A 16468-nucleotide genomic window follows, 5' to 3' on the forward strand; every position below is an offset into this window, starting at 1 on the left:
CGACGCGCGCCGAGGCCAGCGACGTGGCCAACGCGGTGCTCGACGGTGCGGACGCGGTCATGCTCTCGGGCGAGACCTCGGTCGGCGACTACCCGATCGAGGCCGTGCGCACCATGGCCCGCATCGTGCACGCCGTGGAATCCGAGTCCTCGACCCGTGTTCCGCCGCTGACCCACGTGCCGCGGACCAAGCGCGGTGTCATCTCCTACGCCGCCCGCGACATCGGCGAGCGCCTGAATGCCAAAGCGCTGGTTGCCTTCACGCAGTCCGGTGACACGGTGCGCCGCCTGGCCCGCCTGCACACCCCGCTGCCGCTGCTGGCCTTCACGCCGCAGGCGTCGATCCGCAGCCAGCTCGCCTTGACGTGGGGCGTGGAAACGTTCATCGTTCCTCCGGTGGGCACGACCGACGAGATGATCCACCAGGTGGATAACGCGTTGCTCTCGATCGGGCGATACAAGAAGGGTGACCTGGTGGTCATCGTGGCCGGTTCGCCCCCGGGTACTGTCGGGTCCACCAACCTGATCCACGTGCATCGCATCGGCGAGGAGGACCACTAGTTTGAGTGCGTCGCTGGACGAGACGTCTGCGGACGTCGTCGCGGACCCCGAGGGTAGCGATCGAGCCGAGGACCTGCGGGAGCTGTTGCGCCTGCTCGACCTCGAGGAGAACGGACCCGACATCTTCCTCGGTCACCATCCGGAGAAGGTATGGAGCCGCACGTTCGGCGGCCAGCTGGTGGCCCAGGCGATCATCGCCGCGGGCCGCACGGTGGGCCCGGAGCGTCCGATCCACGCGATCAACGCGCACTTCGTGCGCGGCGGAGATCCCAAGGCGCCGATCGAATATCACGTCGATCGGCACCGGGACGGACGCTCCATCGCCAACCGCACGGTGACGGCGTACCAGGACGGGCAGGAGCTGTTCGTCATGCTCGCCGCATTCCAGGACTGGGGCAAGGGGCTCGAGCACGGCGCGCCCCTGCCCGACGTCCCCGGCCCGGAAGACCTTCCCCGCGTGGAAGAGTCGTTCGTGGGCATGGAGGACAAGCTCCAGATGTTCATCAACGCACCGCATCCCATCGAGATGCGCTACACCAACGACCCGGCCTGGATCCTCAAGGGCAAGGGCGAGAGCCTGGAATACAACCGGGTCTGGATGCGCACCGACGGCACGCTGCCCGATGATCCGCTGATTCACGTTGCGGCGCTGGCGTATTCGTCCGACACCACGGTGCTGGACTCCATCGTCACCACGCACGGCCTGTCCTGGGGCTGGGACCGCATCATCGCGGCCACCGTGAACCACTCCATCTGGTTCCACCGCCCCTTCCGCTTCGACGACTGGGCGCTCTACGCGACCGAGTCGCCGGTGGCGGCGGGGTCCCGCGGCCTGGCCCGCGGCCACTTCTACTCCCGCACCGGTGAGCTGCTCGCGACCACGGTGCAGGAAGGCGTGATCCGCCACTTCCCGGCGCGCCGCTGAGTTCGACATGCTTTTCGGGCCGTACCCCTTCGGGTACGGCCCGTTTCGCGTTCGGGCCCCTAAATCAGTTCCCGGTTCTCTTCGAGGTCGAAGTTTTCCCGCTGGAGCGCGTGCACGATGTACGGGACCGGTTCGGTGGCGGACAGCTCCAGGACCAAGCGCTGCTCGAGCTTGGCGATGCCCGCCTTGGTTAGTTGACGGGCCTCGCCCACCAGACTCAGCGCGATCTCGTAGGTACGGCGCTCGCCCGGTTCGGCGTCGGGATGATCCAGCCGCCACTGGGTTTCGAGCACGGTGTGGGTGGGTTCGTCGCACTCCACCGGGAGGGTGAAGCGCCACGCGAAGATATCTCGATCGGCGACGTATTCATCGACCACGCGGCACACGGTTTCGGTGACGCGGTTCAAGGTCTGAGCTGTCACGTAAACATGGAGCGAAACATCCGAAATGCGCTTCGGCATGTCCTTGGTCCTGTTCTTGTGTCGAACCACCGGCAGTGGCGTTCGGCGGAACTGGTAAATGTTCCGCGCGCGAGTGTAATCCCTTACCGGACCAACCTCGCAGCAAGGTGTATTGACACGCGGGGATTCCGACCGGCCGGGTCCGCCGGGATCGCCTGCTATCCGGCCGATTCCGCCGCGCGCCGGGGCGCCTGACCGGCCTGCCGTGCGTAATCGGCCGCCTGCTGCCGCGAGTATTCGGTTGCCTGCTGGGAAGATTCGACCGACTTGGGGCGTTCGGCGCGTCTGCCCGATTCGCCGCGTCCGCCGTCGATCACCAGCAGCGGCGGCTGCCCGTCGGCGACACTGCGTGGATGCACCGTGGCCTGCTGATGCGCGTGCAGCGCGAGCAGCAGCGGCACCAGCGCCTCGGCGATGCGGTCGCCGACATCGCAATACTGTTGCGGCGACAGGCCGACCGGATCGGAGATGTTCTCCCGGCCGACATAGGCGAGATCGTCGCGCGCGGCATGCAATCCGACCACGCTGCGCGCACCGCTGACCTTCGCGATGCGGTACGCCTCGAGCAGGGTGAAGGTGCGCGGCAACGCCTCGGGCACCAGATCGCGCACCTGGTCGCGGATCTTGTCGGTCATGGTGAGCACCATGTCGGCGCGATGCACCATCTCCGCCTTCAGGCGGCGGGCCTTGAAGTTGTCGGCGTTCCCGCCGAGTCCGACAATCGTCTGTGCGGCAAGGGGTTCCACCGGGAATCCGACCAGTGCGCGCACGCCGGCACTCTCGGCGGATAGCTCCTGTAGTCCGTGTTCAGCGGCCACCGCCAGGGTGAGGCGTTCGGCAATGACGGATCGGCAAACATTTCCGCTGCACACGAACAGCACATGCATGCCGATAACCTATGCCGGGCGTTGTCGATTCGAAACACTTTCGTGACCGGATCACAGGTTTCAACCACGATGTTCATTCGTCGGCCGAATGTCGCTCACCTGCTGTTGGTTCCCGTTCACCGGAATGTCGGATCGGTGCCGGGTCAATACCCCTGGCATGTGAGCATGCCCGCCGTGCTGCGGTAAATCAATAGCCGAGCGGCCATTGCCGGGATCCGAATCATAAAGCGCGGATTCCTTTACCACAGGCTCGATTTCGGGTAGCGGAGCGCCGTCCGCACCCGTGCCGCGCACCCGGCCCCGGGTCGAGAACAACCGTCCCCGAGCTGGGACGGTCCGCGCGAACCGGGCCAGCCCGGTGGGCGCGGCCATATCGTCGTACACGGAATCGATTCCGCCCCTGGCGAAATAGGCCTCGTGCCAGAATCCGGTCCCGCCGGAATCCTTCAGGAACTGCTGCCACCAGACCCGGTGCGGCTCCGACCGCGTCCACCGCTCCAGGCTTTCCAAATCCCGCCAGTACTGCCGTGCCCCCCAATGCGGCGGCCACAGCGACCACACCACATCCTCGTGCGACAAAAGTCCGTCGGGTCGATCCCGATGCGACCGATACAGCTTCGGACCGACCCCGAGCAGCCGCAAGATCCCCCGCGGAGTGCGCACTCGCATCCCGAGCAATATCACGACCAGATCCGGATATTCCGTCAGGTCCGCAGTAACTCTCTGCACCCGCATCCGTACGACCTCCGCACATCGAACCGCCCTGTGCAGACCTACGTCCGACCCAGGCGTCCGGTTCGAAGCCCGCACCGCGGCCCCTGCCCGCAGTGTAGGCCCGTTTCACCCACCCGTCCGGTGTCGTCCCGCGGTATCTAGGTGCTCAGCCGCAACACGGCCGAGCTGCCCTGCACGGCAACCACCTTGATGGTCAGACCGTTGAGGAACATGGTCCCGCCCGAAGGCGCGGTGCTCGACGCCGGAAACCCGAACACCGATGCCGCCGCCGTCACCGCCATGCTCGAAATCTGCTGAATCTGCACCTTCCCTCCGATCAGCGGCATGCCGGGTACCGGAATCGTCGTCGGCCCGTCCACTTGAATCTCGCAGTTCCCGTTGGCGCAGGCGTCGAGGTTGTTCCCGTCCGCCGCGGTCGGCAGCCCCGACTTGGCTTTCGGCGCACCGGCCGCCGCTGTCGTGGTTCCCGGAACCGTCATCGTCGTCTGTCCTTGCGTCGTCGCCACCGGTGCCGCGGTCCCACCCGTCTGTGACGAGCACCCCCCGCACGCCGCCACGATCACCACCCCGGCCGCCCCAACTTTCGCCAACGAGGTCATCGTGATTCGCATGCGGCCTCCACCGTGCTGTCGCGGACTACGGGACACGATCTTGCGCGACCCGCCCCGCCGCCGCAGCGGAATGTGAAACTTCAGTAAGCCAAACCCGGGTGCCTGCATTCGATCATCTGAATCGACTCTGTTTCATATACTCACGCCTCGTGATGAAGAAACGAATCGTTCTCGCCGGTATCGCCGCCTGCGCCGCCTTGGCCTGCAACGTCGGAACCGCTGCGGCGGAAGGCATTCCGCTCACCGCGGCCGACGTGGACACCCCGTCGTCCGGCTCGGCCGAGAGCCTCGGCAACGCCCTGGGCGTCGGCACCGTCTACGGCGCGGGCGCGGGCGCCCTCCTCGGCAGCGCCGCCGCCAACCTCGGCGCCTCCTTCGCCGGCGGCTACCTCACCGGCGTCCTCAACTCCCTCGCCTCCGGCAGCTCCTCCGCGAGCTCCTCCGGCAGCTGACGGCGCACCGCCGACGTCCGCACACAATCTCCACATCGTGTCCGTCCGATCCACGCATCCTCTTTCTAGAGTCGATCCCCGAACCTGGTCAGAGGGGACGGCTCATGGACGACACGCACGCATTCGCTCGGTGGACAGCCGAATTCGAGGCCAAGGCTCGGGCTCGGTCGCGAGCCGGCGATCCCGACTGGGCGATCGGGGCGAGTCTGGCGCCCGCCTTGATCCGCAGCATCCAGCGTTTCCAGGTCGGTGAATCCGGGGACGGTGCGAATCTGATCGCCAAGGCCGAGGCGGCGGGGGATCCGGTGTACGCCGCCGCGGTCCGATTGTTCGTCGCCGAGGAGCAGAATCATGCCCGCCTGCTGCGTCATCTCCTGAATTCCGCAGGGCACGAGACCATTTCGCGTCACTGGACGGATGCGATCTTCATCCGGCTGCGCCGCGGCCTCGGCCTTCGCCTCGAGTTGATGGTGCTTTCGGTTGCCGAGGTCATCGCCGTCCCCTATTACCGGGCTCTCCGGGACGGCTCCGCCGACTCCCTCACCGCCCGCACCGCCGCCCTCATCGTCGCCGACGAGCAACGCCACATCCCGTTCCATACCCAGCGTCTCCGACTGGCTTTCGCGACAACCCCCGTGCTGCCGCGCCTCTTCGTCCGCGCGATCTGGTGGGTGCTGCTGGGCGGCGCGCTGCTGGTGGTCCTCGCCGACCACGGCCCGGCCCTGCGTCGATTGGGCGTCACTCGAACGGAATTCGCACGCGCCGTGACCGGCCTGTTCGCGCCGGTCTGCGCCGCCGCCTTCCCGCTCCCGGGGCGTCGGGCAGCCACGCGGCGCGATGTCAGGCATAAAGAAAGGGCCGCCCGGTGATTCCGGAACGGCCCTCCCACTTGGTGCCGAGTGTGGGACTTGAACCCACACGTCCTTTCGGACAACGGTTTTTGAGACCGTCGCGTCTGCCACTTCCGCCAACTCGGCGCACCGACGGGAAATGATAGCGGGTGGGTGGGGGATACAACTAATCGAGGGGGGTGGGGGGACTACACCGTTGTGATACTGGTCGGTTTGCGCTGGGTACGTGGGTTGTAAGAGCGGGTCGACGGTACTCTTTGGGGTACTCGGGTGCGTGCCGGTCCTGTGAGGGTGGCGCAAGACGAGGTGGCATCGGGTAATCGGTAATCGGGAAGCGACAGGGGTTCATCTATGGGAACGACAGCAGGGGGCGGTTCGAAGAAGGATGCCGCGGCGAACGCCCCCAAGCGGGTGGTGGTTGCCGAGGACGAGGCGCTCATCCGGATGGACCTGGTGGAGATGCTCTCGGAGGAGGGCTATCACGTGGTGGGTGAGGCGGGCGACGGTCAGCAGGCCGTCGATCTCGCCGAGGAGCTGCGGCCGGATCTGGTGATCATGGACGTGAAGATGCCGCGCCGGGACGGCATCGACGCGGCGGCCGAGATCGCGTCGAAACGCGTTGCGCCGGTGGTCATCCTGACCGCCTTCAGCCAGCGTGATCTGGTGGAGCGGGCCCGCGACGCCGGTGCGATGGCGTACCTGGTGAAGCCGTTCACCAAGTCGGACCTGGTGCCGGCGATCGAATTGGCCGCATCGCGATTCCATGAGATCGCGGCGCTCGAGAGCGAGGTCGCGAATCTGACCGACCGCCTCGAGACGCGCAAGCTGGTCGAACGCGCCAAGGGTGTGCTCATGCAGACGCAGGGTCTATCGGAGCCGCAGGCGTTCAAGTGGATTCAGCGCACGGCCATGGACCGTCGCACCACCATGAAGGCGGTCGCGGAAGTGGTGCTGGAGAATCTCGCGCCGAAGTAGCGCGCGGTTGCCATCGCGTAGCCCTGTTGTTGCCGTGAATCAACTGTAGAAATTTACAGTCCGGTAACAACGGGGCTTTTTCTTTTGTTGCGATGTCACATGGATGATTCGAATGTGATGCGGACCTAACGTGGCAAGGCTATGTTCTGGACGGGCCGATCGATGGGGCGGCCCTCTCCGGCTCACCCCGGGGGAGCACAGAACATGAGGTGAATCGTGCTTGGTTCAATGACGCGCACGTCTTCGCTGCGACACAGTCGCACGGCGCGAGCGGTAGTCATCGGCGCGGCGGCGGTCCTGGCCCTGACGTCGGCGGGTTGTAGCAGCAAATCCACGGATAATTCCGGTGGTGGTGGCGCCTCGGCGCTGACCATTCAGCCGCTCGTGCAGGTCGATGGTCAAGGCAAGGAAGTTCCGGTCAAGGACGCGACCGCGGCCGCGGATCCCGCGGGTGACGGCAAGGGCAAGTGCGCGCCGACGACGATCGGCATGGCCGGCCCGCTGACCGGCGACAACGCCAACCTCGGCCTCAACATCGTGCGCGGTGTGCAGCTGGCGCTGGATCAGCACAACAAGGCCAACCCCGGCTGCCAGGTGACGGTCAAGCAGTTCGACACCGAGGGCGACCCGCAGAAGGCCAGCCAGGTCATCCCGACCGTGGTGAGCGATCCGTCGATCGTGGCGCTGATCGGCCCCACCTTCTCCGGTGAGACCAAGGCGACCGGTCAGATCCTCAGCGACGCCAACCTGCTGTCGCTGACCCCGTCGGCCACCAACGTCACCCTCACCACCAACGGCTGGAAGAACTTCTTCCGCGGCCTCGGCAATGACGGCGTGCAGGGTCCGGCCGTCGCCGGATACCTCAAGGGCACCGGCAAGTTCAAGAAGATCTGTGTCATCGCCGACGACTCCGACTACGGCACCGGCCTGGCCAAGACCGTGACCGAGGGCCTGGGTTCGATCGCCGACTCCAGCTGCGCCGCGAACGTGAAGGCCAAGGACAAGGACTTCTCCGCGACGGTCTCCAAGATGGCGTCGGCCAAGCCGGACGGCATCTTCTACGCCGGCTACTACGCCGAGGCGTCCCCGCTGGTCAGCCAGCTGCGCAGCGGCGGCGTGACCGCGACCTTCATCTCCGACGACGGCACCAAGGACGTCGAGTTCGTCAAGCAGGCGGGTAGCGCTTCCAAGGACGCGCTGCTGTCGTGCCCGTGTGGTCCGGCCTCCGACAAGTTCGCCGCCGCGTACAAGGCCCTGAGCGGCTTCGACCCCGGCACCTACTCCACCGAGGGCTACGACCTGACCACGATCGTGCTCAAGGGCATCGAGGCCGGTAAGACCACCCGCCCCGACCTGGTCGACTTCGCGCGCAACTACGACGGCCAGGGCCTGGCGCGCGAGTACAAGTGGGGTACCACCGGTGAGTTGGCGAACGCTCTGATCTGGATGTACCAGGTCAAGTAGCGCTCAGGAGTTGTTCGGAACAGCGTGTGCCGAATCGGTTTTCGGCACACGCTGTTTTCCTCCCTCGGCGAAAGTTACGAATGTCTGCACCCGCTCTGGCCGATGTGACGCTGCTGGCGAGCAGTTCCATCGAATTCAATGTCTCCGGTGTCGTCGATCAGTTCTGGCGGCTCACCGTGGAAGGCTTGACCTACGGTTCGATCTACGCGTTGGTCGCGGTCGGATACACCCTGGTTTACGGTGTGCTGCGACTGATCAATTTCGCCCACTCGGAAGTATTCATGCTGGGCATGTTCGGTCAGCTGGTCGGCCTGATGGTCTTCGGATTCGCGGCCAGCGGTGACGTGTATTCCCAGGGTGCGGCGCTGACCATCGTCTACCTGGTGGCGGCCATGATCTTCGGCATGGTGGTGTCGGGCGTGGCGGCCGTCGCTCTCGAACGGGTGGCGTATCGCCCGTTGCGCAAACGCGGCGCGAAGCCGCTCATCTTCCTGATCACCGCGATCGGAATGTCGTTCGTGCTGCAGGAATTCGTGCACTACCTGCTGCCGAAGCTGACCGGCAACAAGCTCGGCGGCCTCAACGCGCAGCAGCCGATCACCCTGGTGCGGCCGTCGGAGCAATTCAAGCTCTTCGACGCCCCGGTCACCAATATCGCGCTGGTGATCATCGGCGCGGCGATCGTGCTGGCGCTGGTCACCGAATTGCTGATCAACAAGACGAAGTTCGGCCGCAGCATTCGCGCGGTGGCGCAGGACCCGGATACCGCGACGCTGATGGGTGTCTCGCGGGAACGCGTCATCATGCTGACCTTCCTCATCGGCGGCGTGCTCGCCGGTGCGGCCGCGTTGCTGTACACGCTCAAGATCCCCAACGGCATCATCTACAACGGCGGATTCATCCTGGGCATCAAGGCTTTCAGCGCCGCCGTGCTCGGCGGTATCGGCAATCTGCGCGGCGCGCTGCTGGGCGGGCTGCTGCTCGGCCTGGCCGAGGACTACGGGCAGATCCTGTTCGGCACCCAGTGGCGTGACGTGGTCGCGTTCGTGGTGCTGGTCGGCGTGCTGATGATCCGCCCGACCGGCATTCTGGGCGAGAGCCTGGGGAGGGCCCGCGCATGACTCACGCCAAACCCATTCCCACGCAGCAGAATTCCGGCCGCGGGGTCGGCGATGCCCTCCGCAATTGGTGGGGCGGACTGTCGCGCCCGGCCCAGTGGGGCGTCGGCGTTCCGGTGGTGCTCGTGCTGGCCGCGCTGCCGCTGTTCAAGGTGCCGCTGCTGGATACGCCGGGCACCAGTTTCGGTGGCGTGATGGCGCAGTTCGCCATGTACGCGCTCATCGCGATCGGCCTGAATGTCGTAGTCGGACAGGCGGGTCTGCTCGATCTGGGGTATGTCGGCTTCTACGCGGTCGGCGCCTACACGGTCGGCCTGCTGACCAGTCCCAACAGTCCGTGGAATCAGACCGGCGGCTGGCTCGGCACCAAATGGGCGTGGCTGGTGTGTGTGCCGATCGCGATCCTGGCGACCGCGATCTCCGGGCTCATCCTGGGCACGCCGACGCTGCGGCTGCGCGGCGACTACCTGGCCATCGTGACCCTCGGCTTCGGTGAGATCGTGCGCCTGCTGGCCGACAACCTGCCTGACATCACCAACGGCAGTCTCGGTCTCTCGCGCATCCAGTACCCGAAGCTCGGCGAGTCCGACACGCATCCCGGCGGCTACTTCTCCTCCGGCAATCTCGGCGACACGCACACCTGGAACCTGTTGGACCGGGCCAACTCCGGCACCTGGTGGTACTGGCTGGGCATCGTGCTGGTGGTCATCGTGCTGATGTTCGTCGGCAATCTGGAGCGCAGCCGCGTCGGCCGCGCCTGGGTGGCCATCCGCGAGGACGAGGACGCCGCCGAGATCATGGGCGTGCCGACCTTCAAGTTCAAGCTGTGGGCGTTCACGATCGGCGCGGCCATCGGCGGTCTGTCGGGCGCGCTGTACGCGGGCCAGGTGCAGTTCATCAACCCGCAGGGCTTCAACGTCATCAACTCGATGCTGTTCCTGTGCGCGGTGGTGCTGGGCGGCCAGGGCAACAAGCTCGGCGTGATCGTGGGTGCGTTCCTGATCGTGTACCTGCCCAACCGGTTCATGTCGGTGAACGTCGGCGGGCAGTCCCTCGGCGACTACAAGTATTTGTTCTTCGGTCTGACCCTGGTGGTGTTGATGATCTTCCGGCCGCAGGGTCTGTTCCCGGCCCGGCAGAAACTGCTCGCCTACGGGCGGCAGGTGTATCGGGCGGTGCGACGGCCGGTGGCCGCGCCGGCGACGGGAGCGGGACAGTGACGGGGCCGGGGCCCGGAGGCGGGCTGTTCGACAACGAGGACATGGCGGCCGGGTTCCAGCAGCCTGAGGTCGAGCCCAGCGCGGGTGTGTTCGACGTGACCGAGGTGCTGCCGGTCTTCCAGGACCCGGACGCGGTCGCGGAAGTCGTTGCGCCGCATCGGGAAATCGAGACTCCCGTGGGTGCGCCGCTGCTGCGCACCGACGGGCTGACGGTGAAGTTCGGCGGTCTGACCGCGCTGGACAATGTGAGCTTCGAGATCCGCCGCGGCGAGATCCTCGGGCTGATCGGGCCCAATGGCGCGGGCAAGACCACCTGCTTCAACGCCATCTCCGGCGTGTACCGCCCCTCGGGCGGCACGGTCTACTTCGACGGCAAGCCGTTGACCAAGACCAAGCGCAACCAGATCACCCGCCTGGGTATCGCGCGTACCTTCCAGAACATCCGGCTCTTCTCCGAGATGACCGCCCTCGAGAACGTGGTGGTGGGCGCGGACGCCCGCCACAAGACGTCGGTGCCGGGCGCGGTCTTCCGCACGCCCCGGCATCGCAGCGAGGAGCACGAATCGCTCGAAAGGGCCATGGCCCTGCTGGAATTCGTCGGTATCGCCCCGCACGCGGTGGAGAAGGCGCGCAATCTCTCCTACGGCGATCAGCGCCGCCTGGAGATCGCCCGCGCGCTGGCGACCGAGCCGAAACTGCTGTGCCTGGACGAACCGGCCGCGGGCTTCAACCCGTCCGAGAAGTCCGCGCTCATGGATCTGATCCGCAAGATCCGCGACGACGGCTACACGGTGCTGCTCATCGAGCACGATATGCGCCTGGTCATGGGCGTGACCGACCGCATCGTGGTGCTGGAGTTCGGCCGCAAGATCGCCGACGGGCTACCCGAGCAGATCCGCCAGGATCCCGCGGTGATCAACGCCTACCTGGGTGTGCCGGATGAGGCCGACGTCGAGTCCGCCGCCGACGCGGCCGAGGCGAAGAGCATTGGCGCCGAAGCGGTTCCGGCGCTCACCAAGCAGCCCGGATCGGAAGCGCCCGCCGCCGGTGAGCCGCTGCTGACGGTCGAGGACATGGTCGTCAACTACGGCAGAATCCAAGCCCTGCACGGCATCTCGCTCGATGTCGGCCAGGGCGAGCTGGTCACCCTGCTGGGCGCGAACGGCGCGGGCAAGACCACCACCATGCGTGCCCTGTCCGGCCTGCTGCCGCTCACCCGGGGGCGAATCATGTTCCAGGGCCGCGACATCACCAAGATGAAGGCCCACGAACGCGTCGTGGAGGGGCTCATCCAAGCCCCCGAGGGCCGCGGTGTCTTCCCGGGCATGACGGTGCAGGAAAACCTCGATATGGGTTGCCACGCACGCCCGTTCAAGGCCAAGGCCGAGTACAACCAGACCCTGGACTGGGTCTACGAGTTGTTCCCGCGCCTGCTGGAGCGTCGCAAGCAGGTCGGCGGCACCCTCTCCGGCGGTGAACAGCAGATGCTCGCCATCGGCCGTGCCCTGATGGCCCGCCCGCAGCTGCTGCTGCTCGACGAGCCGTCGATGGGCTTGGCCCCCATGGTGATTCAGCAGATCTTCCGGATCATCGCCGACATCAACGCCCAGGGCACCACGGTCCTGCTGGTCGAGCAGAACGCCCAGCAGGCCCTGACCCGCAGCGACCGCGCCTACATCCTGGAAACCGGCGAGGTCACCAAAACCGGCGGCGGCCGCGCCCTGCTCTCCGACCCGGCCGTCAAGTCCGCCTACCTCGGCGTCGGCTGAAATCCGGGGGTGTCGGCCGAATCCGGCACCCCCGAAAAGACTTCGGGCCGGTCACCATTGGTGACCGGCCCGAAGCCTTTCAAGCAGGGGCGACAGGAATCGAACCTGCAACCTGCCGCTTTGGAGACGGCTGCTCTGCCAATTGAGCTACACCCCTTTGACGGTTGATCACGCTACCAGGTGCCTGGCCCCGGATGAAATCGATTCACGTGACCTGCGGCGACGGGCCGGTTGTGCCCGCTGCGCACGGATGTCGGTGGGGATACCTAGACTCTGTCGGGTGACCCCTGCCTCTACCGATCAGCGTCCTGTCGTGTCCGCGTCCGACTCCGGGGAACAGCAGCCGGTCCTGCTGTTGCTGGATGGGCATTCGCTGGCCTATCGCGCGTTCTACGCGTTGCGGGACGCGAACATCAGGACGGTGACGGGGCAGCACACCGGCGCGGTGTACGGCTTCACCTCCATGCTGATCAACCTGCTGCGGGATGAGAAGCCGACGCATGTGGCGGCGGCCTTCGACGTGAGCCGCAAGACGTTCCGCACCGAGGCGTTCCCGGAGTACAAGGCGAATCGGTCGGCGACGCCGGACGAGTTCAAGGGGCAGGTGGAGACGACCCAGGAAGTGCTGGGGGCGTTGGGGATTCCCGTCATGGCCATCGAGGGTTACGAGGCGGACGACCTCATCGCCACCATGACCACGCAGGCGGTGCCGGAGGGCTTCAAGGTCCTCATCGTCACCGGCGACCGGGACTCGCTGCAGCTGGTCAGCGACGACGTCACCGTGCTCTATCCGAAGAAGGGCGTCTCGGACATGGTCCGGTTCACCCCGGAGGCGGTCCAGGAGAAGTACGGCCTCACCCCGCAGCAGTACCCGGACTTCGCGGCGCTGCGCGGCGACCCGAGCGACAACCTGCCGGGCATCCCGGGCGTGGGGGAGAAGACCGCCACCAAGTGGATCAGCGAATACGGTGACCTCGCCACCCTGGTCGATCAGGTCGACAAGGTGAAGGGCAAGGTCGGAGACGCGTTGCGCGCCAACCTGTCCAGCGTGGTGCTCAACCGGCAGCTCACCGAAATGGTGAAGACGGTGCCGCTGCCGTACACGCCCGACCAGCTGGCCGTGCAGCCGTGGGACCGCGACCGCATCCACCAGCTCTTCGACGAGCTGGAGTTCCGGGTTCTGCGCGACCGGCTGTTCGACACCCTGGCCCCCGTCGAGCCCGAAGCCGAGTCCGGGTTCGAGATCAGCGGCAGCGCGCTGGCCGCGGGTACCGTGGCCGACTGGCTTGCCGAGCACGCCAAACCCGGTCTGCGGCACGGTGTTTCCGTGGTCGGCAACGGCGCGCCGATCCATGGCGACACCCAGGCCGTCGCGCTCGCCGCCGCCGACGGTGAGGGCGCGTACATCGACGTGCACACCATGACCCCCGAGGACGAGAAGGCGCTGGGCGCCTGGCTGGCCGATCCGGAGATCCCGAAGGCGCTGCACGAGGCCAAGACCGCCATGCACGCGCTGCGCGGGCGCGGCTGGCAGCTGGGCGGGCTCACCAGTGACACCGCCCTGGCCGCCTACCTGATCCTGCCCGGCCAGCGCACCTTCAACCTGGAGGACCTGTCGCTGCGCTACCTCAGCCGTGAGCTGCGCGTCGACAACGGCGGCGAGGCCCAGCTGTCGCTGCTCGACGACGAGGAGCAGGTCGACGCCGAAGTCGCGAATGCCCAGATGCTGCGCGCCCGTGCGGTTTCCGACCTGGCCGAGGCCTTCGACGCCGAGCTCGAGCGGATCGAGTCCACCGCCCTGCTCGGCGATATGGAACTCCCGCTGCTGAGCGTGCTGGCCGATCTGGAAGCCGCGGGCATCGCGGTGGATTCCGCGCAGCTGGAGGAATTGCAGCGCGAGTTCGCCGACCGGGTCGCCGAGGCGGCCGAGAACGCCTACGGCGTCATCGGCAAGCAGATCAACCTCGGCTCGCCCAAGCAGCTGCAGGTGGTGTTGTTCGACGAGCTCGACATGCCGAAGACCAAGCGCACCAAGACCGGCTATACCACCGACGCCGACGCGCTCGAGGGCCTCTACGAGAAGACGCAGCACCCGTTCCTGCAACATCTGCTCGAGCACCGCGACGCGACGCGTCTGAAGGTGACCGTCGACGGCCTGCTCAAGTCGGTCGCCGATGATGGTCGCATCCACACCACCTTCAACCAGACGGTGGCCGCCACCGGTCGCCTGTCCTCGACCGAGCCGAACCTGCAGAACATTCCGATCCGCACCGATATGGGTCGCCGCATCCGCGACACCTTCGTCGTAGGCTCGGCGGACGGGGTTGCCTACGAGTCGCTGATGACCGCGGACTACAGCCAGATCGAAATGCGCATCATGGCCCACCTGTCCAAGGACGAGGGCCTGATCGAGGCCTTCAACTCCGGTGAGGACCTGCACAACTTCGTCGCCTCCAAGGCGTTCGACATCCCGATCTCCGAGGTCGATCCGGAACTGCGCCGCCGCATCAAGGCCATGTCCTACGGTCTGGCCTACGGCCTGTCCGCGTACGGCCTGTCGCAGCAGTTGAAGATCAGCGCCGACGAGGCGAAGGTCCAGATGGACATCTACTTCAACCGTTTCGGCGCCATCCGCGACTACCTGCGCGACGCCGTCGAGCAGGCCCGCAAGGTCGGCTACACCGAAACCCTCTTCGGCCGCCGCCGCTACCTCCCCGATCTCGACTCCAGCAACCGTCAGCGCCGCGAGGCCGCCGAACGCATGGCCCTCAACGCCCCCATCCAGGGCACCGCCGCCGACATCATCAAGGTCGCCATGATCGACACCCAGCAGGCCATCCGCACCGCGGGCCTGAAATCCCGCATGCTCCTGCAAATCCACGACGAACTCGTCTTCGAGGTAGCCCCCGGCGAACGCGACCAACTCGAATCCCTTGCCCGCGAACACATGTCCAACGCCATCGACCTCTCGGTGCCGTTGGAGGTCTCGGTGGGCGTCGGTCGTTCGTGGGACTCGGCCGCCCACTGACTCGATGACCGCGTCGGACGGCGATCAGGCGGACACCACTCCCAGTCCCGAGTGGTGCCTGATCGCCACCATGCGGGAGTACCCGTACGGGCCCAGCGGCTCGAAGGCGGACCGCCGCAGTCACGGGCGCTTCCCGGCCGGTGCGAAGCTCTACGTCGTCGGTGGTTTTGCGGGTATGGGGTACGACACGGTGACGGTGGTGGGCTACGGCCATCACCGACGTAGCCCGATCACGGTCCATCTCGCCGCGAGGTTCCTGCGCGACTGGCGAGTGGCACTCGTCTACCGCCCGGCGATCCTGCGGGCTCTGCGTGCTGCCGTGGACCGGGCGGCCTCCGCGGATCGCTGGAACTGGGATGGCCTCGCCTTCGACTCCGACGACTATCGCGACCGCTTGACCGACTGCGCGGCCGGATTCAAGAGCCGGTTCGGTGAGCCTGTCGAATTCTCACCCGATCCCGTGACATCCGAAGGGGCCGCGGTGATGTTCGAAACCGCTCCGGTGGCATCCGAAAGTGCTACCGCCCAGTCCAACTCGGATGCGTCCGCGGAGATTTCATCGGGCTTCGTGCGTCGCTGGCTGCATCGATTACGCGGTCGCTAGCGGAGCTTCCGGCCCCGAGACGCGCCCGGCGATCGATGGGCGCGGAAATTAGCCACGGGTGATCTGCGTCAAAAACCGGCTGGTCTCGATGTCTTGTGGGGGTGCGTGCCAACCCTATTCGAGCGCCTGTCGGAATTGCGTTGAGCTGGGTGTTTGTCGGGTGGTCGCTCGGTGGCCCATCCGCGTTTGCCAGGGCGCGGTCCGCTGTTGCTGTGCTGCCCATCGCATGCGGGGTGACCTGCGGCGAAGTTACTCGTGGGTCGATTGCGAATATGGTTGCCATTAGGTGTGTCTGCCCTTATGCTCGACCCCGTGCCGAACCCCGCCTACAACCGCAGCGCAGCGCTCGATGTCGCCGACCGCGACCGCGCCGTGCTGATTTCGGTGAAGAAGGCCATTGCGCTCACCGCGCTTGTGGCCGGCGTGCACGTACTCGTAGTTCGCCGCTAGCGGGGTCTGATTCGGACCGGCCCCTCGCTGCGGCCGAATGAACTTTTCTTTTGCTGGTCCCCTCTGTCACTTTCTTCGGAAGAAGTCGGGAAGACCTAGTTCAATGACCATCACTCTTGACACCACCCTGTTCATCGCCGCTGCCCCCGCGACCCTGCGGGCCGAATGCACCGGCCTGACCCCCGCCGAGTTCCACGACCGGTACTGCGAGCCCACCGGCCCGGTCAAGCTCAGCGATTGGACCCCGCTCGGCGACCGCGCCGGGACGGCCACCCTCGAAATCGCCGATCGGCTGCGCACCGTCGTGGCGACGGGCAGCCCGGTGGCGGCGCTCACCTCGGCCCTCTACGACGAGGGC

16 protein-coding genes, 2 tRNA genes and 2 pseudogenes are annotated in these 16468 nt (G+C 66.5%); 14 read left to right on the plus strand and 6 right to left on the minus strand.

Translation table 11 applies throughout. From position 1 onward, the window contains the following. Together ACWELQ_RS14745 and ACWELQ_RS14750 are read left to right on the plus strand one after the other, a co-directional pair. Window positions 1–560, plus strand: a 560-nt coding sequence (locus ACWELQ_RS14745) for a pyruvate kinase (protein ID WP_452397560.1), incomplete at its 5' end; no start/stop codon positions are given. Window positions 561–573: 13 nt separating this feature from the next. Beyond that, entirely contained in the window at window positions 574–1485 is a 912-nt protein-coding gene (locus tag ACWELQ_RS14750) for an acyl-CoA thioesterase (RefSeq protein WP_452397572.1), read from the plus strand. Between the two features lie 59 nt (window positions 1486–1544). Here the strand turns inward: ACWELQ_RS14750 and ACWELQ_RS14755 are convergent, their stop codons facing one another. From ACWELQ_RS14755 to ACWELQ_RS14770, 4 genes are all read right to left on the minus strand, one after another. After that, a complete protein-coding gene (locus ACWELQ_RS14755) occupies window positions 1545–1907 on the minus strand; it encodes a hypothetical protein (RefSeq protein WP_379365792.1) in 363 nt (120 codons plus the stop codon). Window positions 1908–2104: 197 nt separating this feature from the next. Continuing rightward, on the minus strand, window positions 2105–2833 hold the full coding sequence (locus ACWELQ_RS14760; RefSeq protein WP_452397561.1) for an arsenate reductase/protein-tyrosine-phosphatase family protein: 729 nt from the start codon (window positions 2831–2833) through the stop codon (window positions 2105–2107). 60 nt (window positions 2834–2893) lie between these two features. Next, the gene (locus tag ACWELQ_RS14765) at window positions 2894–3568 is read right to left on the minus strand and encodes a monooxygenase family protein (protein ID WP_452397562.1); all 675 of its coding nucleotides are present in this window, start codon (window positions 3566–3568) and stop codon (window positions 2894–2896) included. Window positions 3569–3705: 137 nt separating this feature from the next. Beyond that, on the minus strand, window positions 3706–4047 hold the full coding sequence (locus ACWELQ_RS14770) for a hypothetical protein (RefSeq protein ID WP_452397563.1): 342 nt from the start codon (window positions 4045–4047) through the stop codon (window positions 3706–3708). A gap of 281 nt (window positions 4048–4328) precedes the next feature. On the opposite strand from ACWELQ_RS14770, the gene ACWELQ_RS14775 reads away from it, so the two are divergent. Continuing rightward, window positions 4329–4631, plus strand: coding sequence for a hypothetical protein (locus tag ACWELQ_RS14775; RefSeq protein WP_452397564.1), 303 nt, complete (start codon window positions 4329–4331; stop codon window positions 4629–4631). A 104-nt stretch (window positions 4632–4735) separates the two neighbouring features. Then, entirely contained in the window at window positions 4736–5500 is a 765-nt protein-coding gene (locus ACWELQ_RS14780; protein ID WP_452397565.1) for a ferritin-like domain-containing protein, read from the plus strand. A 21-nt stretch (window positions 5501–5521) separates the two neighbouring features. On the opposite strand, the gene ACWELQ_RS14785 is transcribed toward ACWELQ_RS14780, so the two are convergent. Further along, window positions 5522–5608 (minus strand) — tRNA-Leu (locus tag ACWELQ_RS14785). Between the two features lie 225 nt (window positions 5609–5833). Between ACWELQ_RS14785 and ACWELQ_RS14790 the strand changes: the two genes are divergently transcribed. The 6 genes and pseudogenes from ACWELQ_RS14790 to ACWELQ_RS14815 all read left to right on the plus strand — a co-directional run bounded on the left by ACWELQ_RS14790 (window position 5834) and on the right by ACWELQ_RS14815 (window position 12028). Next, window positions 5834–6457 (plus strand): ANTAR domain-containing response regulator, encoded by a 624-nt coding sequence (locus tag ACWELQ_RS14790; RefSeq protein WP_326313500.1) that lies wholly within the window; start codon window positions 5834–5836, stop codon window positions 6455–6457. A gap of 228 nt (window positions 6458–6685) precedes the next feature. Next, window positions 6686–7921 (plus strand): branched-chain amino acid ABC transporter substrate-binding protein, encoded by a 1236-nt coding sequence (locus ACWELQ_RS14795; RefSeq protein ID WP_452397566.1) that lies wholly within the window; start codon window positions 6686–6688, stop codon window positions 7919–7921. 80 nt (window positions 7922–8001) lie between these two features. Continuing rightward, window positions 8002–9042 (plus strand): branched-chain amino acid ABC transporter permease, encoded by a 1041-nt coding sequence (locus ACWELQ_RS14800; RefSeq protein ID WP_452397567.1) that lies wholly within the window; start codon window positions 8002–8004, stop codon window positions 9040–9042. Beyond that, window positions 9039–10259, plus strand: a complete 1221-nt coding sequence (locus tag ACWELQ_RS14805; protein WP_452397568.1) for a branched-chain amino acid ABC transporter permease — start codon at window positions 9039–9041, stop codon at window positions 10257–10259. The genes ACWELQ_RS14800 and ACWELQ_RS14805 overlap by 4 nt, the downstream gene beginning before the upstream one ends. A gap of 41 nt (window positions 10260–10300) precedes the next feature. Then, window positions 10301–11203: pseudogene (locus ACWELQ_RS14810) on the plus strand (ABC transporter ATP-binding protein); the annotation flags it as partial. 129 nt (window positions 11204–11332) lie between these two features. Further along, on the plus strand, window positions 11333–12028 hold the full coding sequence (locus tag ACWELQ_RS14815; protein ID WP_452397573.1) for an ABC transporter ATP-binding protein: 696 nt from the start codon (window positions 11333–11335) through the stop codon (window positions 12026–12028). Between the two features lie 84 nt (window positions 12029–12112). Here ACWELQ_RS14815 and ACWELQ_RS14820 read toward each other — a convergent pair. After that, window positions 12113–12185 (minus strand) — tRNA-Trp (locus tag ACWELQ_RS14820). Window positions 12186–12341: 156 nt separating this feature from the next. On the opposite strand from ACWELQ_RS14820, the gene polA reads away from it, so the two are divergent. From polA to ACWELQ_RS14840, 4 genes and pseudogenes are all read left to right on the plus strand, one after another. Beyond that, the gene (gene polA / locus ACWELQ_RS14825; RefSeq protein ID WP_452397569.1) at window positions 12342–15056 is read left to right on the plus strand and encodes a DNA polymerase I; all 2715 of its coding nucleotides are present in this window, start codon (window positions 12342–12344) and stop codon (window positions 15054–15056) included. Between the two features lie 4 nt (window positions 15057–15060). Continuing rightward, complete coding sequence (locus ACWELQ_RS14830) at window positions 15061–15660, plus strand: hypothetical protein (RefSeq protein ID WP_452397570.1); 600 nt, start codon at window positions 15061–15063, stop codon at window positions 15658–15660. Window positions 15661–15960: 300 nt separating this feature from the next. After that, on the plus strand, window positions 15961–16110 hold the full coding sequence (locus tag ACWELQ_RS14835; protein WP_452397571.1) for a hypothetical protein: 150 nt from the start codon (window positions 15961–15963) through the stop codon (window positions 16108–16110). 103 nt (window positions 16111–16213) lie between these two features. Then, window positions 16214–16468, plus strand: a pseudogene (locus tag ACWELQ_RS14840) (2-keto-3-deoxygluconate kinase); the annotation flags it as partial.

The sequence above is a fragment of the Nocardia sp. NPDC004722 genome, from assembly GCF_053601505.1.

Coding starts and splice junctions, on each gene's coding strand:
- ACWELQ_RS14790 (WP_326313500.1), top strand. CDS start 5,834: ATGGGAACGACAGCAGGGGGCGGTTCGAAGAAGGATGCCGCGGCGAAC.
- ACWELQ_RS14770 (WP_452397563.1), bottom strand. CDS start 4,047: ATGACGGTTCCGGGAACCACGACAGCGGCGGCCGGTGCGCCGAAAGCC.
- ACWELQ_RS14830 (WP_452397570.1), top strand. CDS start 15,061: ATGACCGCGTCGGACGGCGATCAGGCGGACACCACTCCCAGTCCCGAG.
- ACWELQ_RS14805 (WP_452397568.1), top strand. CDS start 9,039: ATGACTCACGCCAAACCCATTCCCACGCAGCAGAATTCCGGCCGCGGG.
- ACWELQ_RS14800 (WP_452397567.1), top strand. CDS start 8,002: ATGTCTGCACCCGCTCTGGCCGATGTGACGCTGCTGGCGAGCAGTTCC.
- ACWELQ_RS14815 (WP_452397573.1), top strand. CDS start 11,333: ATGGTCGTCAACTACGGCAGAATCCAAGCCCTGCACGGCATCTCGCTC.
- ACWELQ_RS14795 (WP_452397566.1), top strand. CDS start 6,686: ATGACGCGCACGTCTTCGCTGCGACACAGTCGCACGGCGCGAGCGGTA.
- ACWELQ_RS14780 (WP_452397565.1), top strand. CDS start 4,736: ATGGACGACACGCACGCATTCGCTCGGTGGACAGCCGAATTCGAGGCC.
- ACWELQ_RS14835 (WP_452397571.1), top strand. CDS start 15,961: ATGCTCGACCCCGTGCCGAACCCCGCCTACAACCGCAGCGCAGCGCTC.
- ACWELQ_RS14765 (WP_452397562.1), bottom strand. CDS start 3,568: ATGCGGGTGCAGAGAGTTACTGCGGACCTGACGGAATATCCGGATCTG.
- ACWELQ_RS14760 (WP_452397561.1), bottom strand. CDS start 2,833: ATGCATGTGCTGTTCGTGTGCAGCGGAAATGTTTGCCGATCCGTCATT.